Source organism: Actinosynnema sp. NPDC004786 (assembly GCF_053601135.1).
The window spans coordinates 37,316-44,160 of record NZ_JBSGBG010000062.1; the positions used below are offsets into that span (position 1 = coordinate 37,316).

A 6,845-nucleotide genomic window follows, 5' to 3' on the forward strand; every position below is an offset into this window, starting at 1 on the left:
AGGTCGGGCGGGGTCAGCCGAGCGGTGCGGGGGAGTTCGCCTCGGGCACGAGGAGGGTCGGTGTCCCGGTGCCGTCCGCGGGCACCGCCCACACGTCGTTGACGCCGTCGTCGCGCTGGATGCCGTACGCGATCGTGCCCGCGTCGAGCCACGCGGGCTGGTCGTCCACGCTCCGCGCCTCGGCCAGCGGCGTGACCGCCAGCGTGTCGAGGTCCAACGTGGACAGTCGCCAGCCCTGGTTCGGGTCGCCGTTCACCGCCGCCTTGTACGCGATGCGCCGCCCGTCCGGCGACAGGGACGGGCACTCCACGTCGTCCGCGACCGACCGGAGCGTGCGGGCGGCGAAGTCGCCCTCCATCAGGTACCGGTGGCCGCCGGTCGACATCGTGGCGTAGAAGCGGTTGTCGTCGGCGGCGAAGGTGACGCCCCAGAAGTTGCGGTCCACCGCCGAGGCCACCACGCCGTCCACTGTGGACGTGAACTCCTCCAGCGAGGCGACCGTCGTCCCGGACCGGGTGTCGAGGATGCCGGTGGTGGTGGAGAAGCCGTTCGCCGCGTACGAGTGGCCGTCCACGAACAGCGTCCACGCCACCATCCGCCCGCTCGCCGACACCCTGGTCCGGTTCGGGAACCCGGTCAGCGGCACGGTCCGCACCTCGCGCAGGTCGGCGTCCAGCACGGCCAGTCCACCCGCCTCGAACGCGCCGACCGGCCGCAGGCACGACGTCGTCCCGCCGGCGGTGTAGACGCGGTCGCACCGCTGTTCGCCCACCTCCCGCGGCCCGCCGGGGTCGGACCGCGACACCGTGGAGACCCGGCCGTTGGTCAGCACCATCAGCCGGGGCCCGCCGACCGGGGTCGAGGCGACCTCGCCGGGCTCGGGACCGGACCACGCGGCGTACCCGGCCGCGACGGCGGCCAGCAGCACGGCGGCCAGCGCGGTGATCAGCAGACGTGCCCGAGTGGTCATGATCGGCGTCCCAGGAGTGCGGCGGTGGCGGCCAGGGTGAGCGCGACCGCCGCGGCGGCCAGGCGGGTGGCGGCCTCGGGTCCCCAGAACTGCCAGGCGAGGCCGAACAGCACGGACGAGCCGAGGTAGGCCAGGGCCTGCCCGCTCTGGATCAGCGCGATGCCGGTGGTGCGGAGCCGTTCCGGCAGCAGCGGGCCGGCCAACGCCATCAGCACGCCGTCGGTGGCGGCGTAGAACACCCCGTACAGCACGACCACGACGACGACCAGCGGCCGGCCGCCCAGAGGCCCGAACAGCAACAGGTACACCGCGCCCAGCGCCGCGTACCCGCCCAGCATCACGGGCAGCCGGCCGACCCGGTCGGCCACCGCGCCCAGCGGCGCGGCCAGCAGCAGGTACACCAGGCTCGTGCCCACGGCCAGCAGCGGGAACCAGCCGATCGCCAGGCCCTCCCGCTTCTGCAGCAGCAGGTACACGAACCCGTCGCCGATCGTGGCCAACCCCAGCAGCGAGGCGGCGAGCACGACCCGCCGCACGCCCCGGTCGCGCCACAGCCCGCCGACCGCCCTGAGCCGCACGGGCCGGGACGCCACGGGGGAGCGGTGGTCGCGCACGAACAGCACGAGGATCACCACGCCGAGCGCGGCGACGCAGAAGCTCGTCATGAACACCGAGTCGAACGACTCGCCGGTCAGCGCGAGCACGGCGAGGGCGACGAGCGGTCCGGCGAACGCGCCCATGCCGTCCATGGCCCGGTGCACGCCGAACGCCCGCCCGAGGTCGCCCGCGGGGGTGGAGAGGGTGATGAGGGCGTCGCGGGGCGCGGTGCGCAGCCCCTTGCCCGCCCGGTCGAGCGTGATCACCGCGCCGAGGGCGGCGGTGGAGCCGCCCGCGAGCAGCAGCCCGACCTTGGCGACGGCGGACAGGGCGTACCCGAGCCCGGCCACGCCCTTGCGCCGGTCGGTGCGGTCGGCGAGGTAGCCGCCCACGAGCCGGAGCAGGGTGGTCGCGCCGGTGTAGACGCCGTCGATCACGCCGTAGGCGGCGGGGCTGAGCTGGAGGCCCACCACCAGGTACAGCGGCAGGACGGCGGTGACCATCTCGGACGAGACGTCGGTGACGAGGCTGACCGCGCCGAGCGCGAGGACGTTCGCGCCCACGCCCTTCCAGCCGGCGGTCCTGGGGCGGGTGATCGTGGACAGGTACACGGCGCACCTCCGGGGGTGCCGCGCCCGGTCGGGGGACGACCGGGCGCGGCGTCGGGCGGGTCAGTGACAGGCGGTGCTGCCGCTGTCGGTGAACGTCTGGCCCGCCACGGGCACGAACTGCCAGTCGAAGCCCGTGCTGCGCAGGGTCAGCTTCAGCACGCCGTAGGCGGTGCTGTTGCGGACCTCGCTGTTGGGTCGGATGGTGCCGAAGCCGTAGTGGCTCGCGCCGCCCATGCCGGCGACGAACGTGCGGATGCCGCGCGTGGTGTCGAGGCCGCCGCTGGGGTTCTGCGGCGCGAACCGCTCGTACTGGTGGTTGTGGCCGAAGATCACCACGTCGGCGTTGTGGTCGTAGAGCGCCTGGAACAGCGGCCGGGTCGCGGTGGACGGGGCGTGGTTCGCGCCCGAGGTGAACAGCGGGTGGTGCCAGTACGCCGCCGTGCACGGCTTGGTGCTCGCCGCGAGGTCGGCCCGCAGCCACTGCTCCTGCGCCGAGCCCGCCACCGTGCCGATGTTGGAGTTGAGCGACACGATGTGCCAGTTGCCCAGGTCGTAGGAGTAGTAGCCCCGGCCGGACGGCCCGGCCTGCGCGCCGAAGTAGTCGTAGTAGCCGGCCGCGCCGCCGGTGCCGTAGTCGTGGTTGCCGGGCGACGGGCGGGTGCGGGCCTTGTGCCTGCCCCACGTCGGGTCGTAGTAGGTGGCGAACTCCGACGCCGTGCCGCTGTCGTAGACGTTGTCGCCGGTGGTGAAGACGGTGCCGGGGATGCCGTCGAGCAGGGCGGCGGTGGCGGTGTCGCCGGAGCCGGAGTTCGCGATGTCGCCGACGCCGACCAGCACCGGGTCGGCGCCGGGCGGTGCGGTGGTGGTGGTCGGGGCGGCGCCGGTGGTGACGACGAGCTGCGGCGCGGTGGCGCCGGTCTCGCGGGAGTCGTAGTCCGCGCCGTCGGTGCTGGTGGAGGTGATGCCGAAGGCGACCGTGCCGTTGCCCTTCACGTGCGCGGTCACGTCGACCTCGTACCAGGCGTTGCGGGAGACGGAGCCGAGCGAGCCGAGGGTGGCCCCGTCCACGGCGGGCTGGTCGTTCCAGGTGACGGCGGTCTCGGACCACGTGGTGTCGGTCATGGCGCGGACCGTGCCGCCGGCCGGGCTGTTCGAGCCGGAGACGTCGTCGGTGTGCAGGCGCAGCGTGGCCCCGGTGACCGTGCCGGAGACGCCGGAGACGGTGAACCTGAGGAACACCCGCTTGGTCGGCGAGCCGTCCACGCCGAGCTGCCCGGAGGTCCCGTGGTTGGTGGCGGCGGCGGAGCTGTCGACGTGGGTGTCGGCGGTCGGGGTGACGGTGGTGGTGGCGGCCGAGGCGGCGGGCACGTGCCCGGAGGCAGCGACGGCGGTGAGGGTGGCGGCGGTGACGGCGCCGATGGCGAGCAGCGCCAGCGGGGCTCTGCGTGCTGACATGCGTAACCCTTCGTTCTTCGAACGAGGCGATCAGGGCTTCGCAGAGAGTAGGGACGCGGGGACACTGCGTGGTGATGGTCGGGCGGACGGCCGGTGAACGCCCGGCGAATCGCTCACCCGCGCGTCGGCGACCGGGTGTCCCGGCCGTTCAGTGCAGCTCGGCCGCCGCCGCGCGGAACACCGCGTCGGCGACCCGGGCGAGCGGGGGCGAGTCGAGCTTCCACTGCTGCCAGTGCAGCAGCACGTCCACCGGCCGGTCGGGGGCGAGGTGGACGAGCCGGCGGTGCGCGGCGATCTGGTGCTCGGTGAGCAGCGCCCAACCCGCCCCCGCGACCACGGCGTCCTCGAACACGTGCCCGTCGGGCAGGTGGTGGCGGCGGGCCGAGGCGTCGCGGCCGGACAGCTCGCGGCAGAACCGGTCCTGCAGGTCGTCCTTCTCGTCGAACACGATCACCGGCGCGTCGTGCAGCGGCCTGCCGTCGGCGAGCCAGCGGCGGGCGAACGCCCGGGTGGCCACGGCGTGGTAGCGGATGCTGCCGAGCGGCCGGGCGACGCAGCCCTGCACCGGTCGGGGCGACGACGTGACCGCGCCCACGACGAGCCCTTGGCGCAGCAGCTCGGCCGTGTGGTCCTGGTCGTCGCGCCGCACGGTCAGCACGAGCCCGTCGTCGGCCGCGAGTTCCCGCACCACCCGGCGGAACCACGTGGCCAGCGAGTCGGCGTTGACCGCGACCGGGATCGGCGTGGGATCCTCGACCAGGCCCAGCGCCTCCCGCGCGTCGCGGTCCAGCAGGGCCTGCTGCCGGCCGTAGCGGGCGACCACCGCGCCCGACTCGGTGAGCCGCGCGGGTTTCGCGCGCACCAGCAGGACGCGGCCGGTGCGCTGCTCCAACGACTTGATCCGCTGGCTCACCGCGGACGGGGTGACGTGCAACGCCTTCGCCGCGGCGTCGAACGTCCCTTCGTCCACCACGGCCAGCAGCGTGCGCACGGACTCCGGATCGAGCATCACGATCGCTAACGATACTGAAGAAAAGTTAGCTGGGATTACGCGACGCCCGTGCCTACCGTCGACCGCGTGATGTACGCGCTGCTCGCCGGGCTCGGCACCGGACTGTCCCTCATCGTCGTGATCGGCGCCCAGAACGCCCTGGTGCTGCGCCAGGGCGTGCTCCGCCGGCAGGTGCCCGCGATCGTCGCCATCTGCGCCGGCTCCGACGCCGTGCTCATCGCCCTGGGCGTGGGCGGCGTCGGCGCGGCGCTGACCGCGTGGCCCACCGCGATGACGGCCGTGCGGTGGGTCGGCGCGGCGTTCCTCGTCGGCTACGGGGTGCTGGCGGCCCGGCGGGTGCTGCGCCCGGCCGCCCTGGACCCGGCGGGCCCGGCGGCGGGCGCGGCGATCGTCACGTGCCTGGCGCTGACCTGGCTGAACCCGCACGTGTACCTGGACACCGTGCTGCTGCTGGGCACCGCGTCCACCGGGTTCGGCGACCAGCGCTGGTGGTTCGCGGCCGGGGCGGTCGCCGGCAGCGTGCTGTGGTTCAGCGCGCTCGGCTTCGGCGCGCGGTGGCTGTCCGGCGCGTTCACCCGGCCCTCGGCGTGGCGGGCGCTGGACGCGGCGGTCGCCGTGGTCGTCACGGCGACCGGTGTCTCGCTGCTCCTCTAGCGACCGGCGAAGAACTCCCTCAGGTCCCCGACCAGCAGGTCGGGCGCCTCCAGGGCCGCGAAGTGCCCGCCGCGCGGGAACTCGGTCCAGCGCTCCACCCGGTGCGACCGCTCCGCCAGCGCGCGCACGGGCAGCACGATGTCGTGCGGGAACACCGCCACGCCCAACGGCGCGGGGCACTCGTCCGACCCGATCCCCGACTCCCGCGCCAACCGGGCCGACGACCCCGCCGTCCGGGTGAGCCAGTACAGCGACGCGTGCGTCAGCACCACGTCCACGTCGATCCCCGACGCCGGATCGGCCCACTCGGCGAACTTCTCCGCGATCCACGCCAACTGCCCCACGGGCGAGTCCGTCAACGCGTACGAGACCGTCTGCGGCCGCGTCGCGTGCAACACCTGGTACCCGGGCCGGTTCCGCATGATCGCGCGGGTCCTCTCCAGCCGTCGCTCGTCCTCTTCGGACAGCGCAACACCCTCCACCGGCGGCGTGGGCAGGAAGTTGACGTGCACGCCCACCACGTCCCCCGGCGCCGCCGCGGCCATCGCCCTGGCGATCCCGGAACCCCAGTCCCCGCCCTGCGCCCCGTAACGCCGATAACCCAACGCGGCCATCAACCCGACGAACGCCCGCGCCACCCGGCCGACGTCCCACCCGCGCGACGTCGTCGGACCCGACAGCCCGAAACCGGGGATGGACGGGATGACGAGGTGGAAGTCCCGCGACAACGGCTCCACGACGTCGAGGAACTCGAACACCGAACCGGGCCAGCCGTGGACCAGCACGAGCGGCAGCGCGTCGGCGCGGTCCGAGCGGACGTGGAGGAAGTGCACGCGCTGACCGTCTACCTCGGTGACGAACTGCGGCCACCGGTTCAGCCGCGCCTCGTGCCGCCGCCAGTCGTACCCGTCGCGCCACCGGTCGACCAGCGCACGCGCCTCGGCCAAGGGGAACCCGTAGTCGAACCCGGCGTCCGGCAGTTCGTCGGGCCACCGCGTCCGCGCCAACCTCCCGGCCAGGTCGTCCAGCTCCGCCTGCGGCACGTCCAGCGTGAAGGGCGTGATCATCACTGCTCCGTTGGTCTCACCAATGTTGGTCGGACCAACAGTAGCCCGTGTTCGTTGGCCGTGCCAACGTTCCATCCCGTCCCGACCGCCGACCTCACGCCCTTGCTTCTCCCCATGAAGGAGGGCTTCGTGTCATCCCGCCGACCTGGCGCAGCCCTACCGCACGCGTCAAGGGGGCGGCGTGCATGCATTGCCCCGTTGTGCTCCTTTGCCGCCCCCTTGACGCGTGTGGTAGCCCTTGTGGAGGTCGGTGGGATGGCACGGAGTCCGGCTCCGGCTGGTACGGGAGCGGACCGCACGAACCCCGTCATCCTGCTGATCTGCCCGTCCGGCGAGGACGCTTTTGGGTTTCTGTTTTTGTTTTTGTTTGTTGGCGTGTGGTGGGCCTGACCGGCTCGATTTGACATGGGGCCCTTACGGGCACCACAGGCAGGCCAAAGCCGGGCAGGCTCGGCGGAAAAAGCGCCCGCCGAGCCTGC

6 protein-coding genes are annotated in these 6,845 nt (G+C 73.4%); 1 reads left to right on the forward strand and 5 read right to left on the reverse strand.

The genetic code is table 11. The annotated features are described in order from the left end of the window. Positions 1-13 precede the first annotated feature (13 nt). The 4 genes from ACWEFJ_RS35565 to ACWEFJ_RS35580 all read right to left on the reverse strand — a co-directional run bounded on the left by ACWEFJ_RS35565 (position 14) and on the right by ACWEFJ_RS35580 (position 4,642). Positions 14-970 (reverse strand): TolB family protein, encoded by a 957-nt coding sequence (locus tag ACWEFJ_RS35565; RefSeq protein ID WP_378090516.1) that lies wholly within the window; start codon positions 968-970, stop codon positions 14-16. Beyond that, positions 967-2,178: an MFS transporter gene (locus tag ACWEFJ_RS35570; RefSeq protein WP_378090523.1), complete on the reverse strand. Its 1,212-nt coding sequence runs from the start codon at positions 2,176-2,178 to the stop codon at positions 967-969. The genes ACWEFJ_RS35565 and ACWEFJ_RS35570 overlap by 4 nt, the downstream gene beginning before the upstream one ends. 60 nt (positions 2,179-2,238) lie before the next feature. Further along, positions 2,239-3,633: a CBM96 family carbohydrate-binding protein gene (locus tag ACWEFJ_RS35575; RefSeq protein WP_449716450.1), complete on the reverse strand. Its 1,395-nt coding sequence runs from the start codon at positions 3,631-3,633 to the stop codon at positions 2,239-2,241. A gap of 148 nt (positions 3,634-3,781) precedes the next feature. Continuing rightward, positions 3,782-4,642 (reverse strand): LysR family transcriptional regulator ArgP, encoded by an 861-nt coding sequence (locus tag ACWEFJ_RS35580; protein ID WP_449716452.1) that lies wholly within the window; start codon positions 4,640-4,642, stop codon positions 3,782-3,784. A 72-nt stretch (positions 4,643-4,714) separates the two neighbouring features. On the opposite strand from ACWEFJ_RS35580, the gene ACWEFJ_RS35585 reads away from it, so the two are divergent. Then, on the forward strand, positions 4,715-5,299 hold the full coding sequence (locus ACWEFJ_RS35585) for a LysE/ArgO family amino acid transporter (protein ID WP_449716453.1): 585 nt from the start codon (positions 4,715-4,717) through the stop codon (positions 5,297-5,299). Here ACWEFJ_RS35585 and ACWEFJ_RS35590 read toward each other — a convergent pair. Continuing rightward, complete coding sequence (locus ACWEFJ_RS35590; RefSeq protein ID WP_449716451.1) at positions 5,296-6,366, reverse strand: epoxide hydrolase family protein; 1,071 nt, start codon at positions 6,364-6,366, stop codon at positions 5,296-5,298. The genes ACWEFJ_RS35585 and ACWEFJ_RS35590 overlap by 4 nt on opposite strands. Positions 6,367-6,845 lie beyond the last annotated feature (479 nt).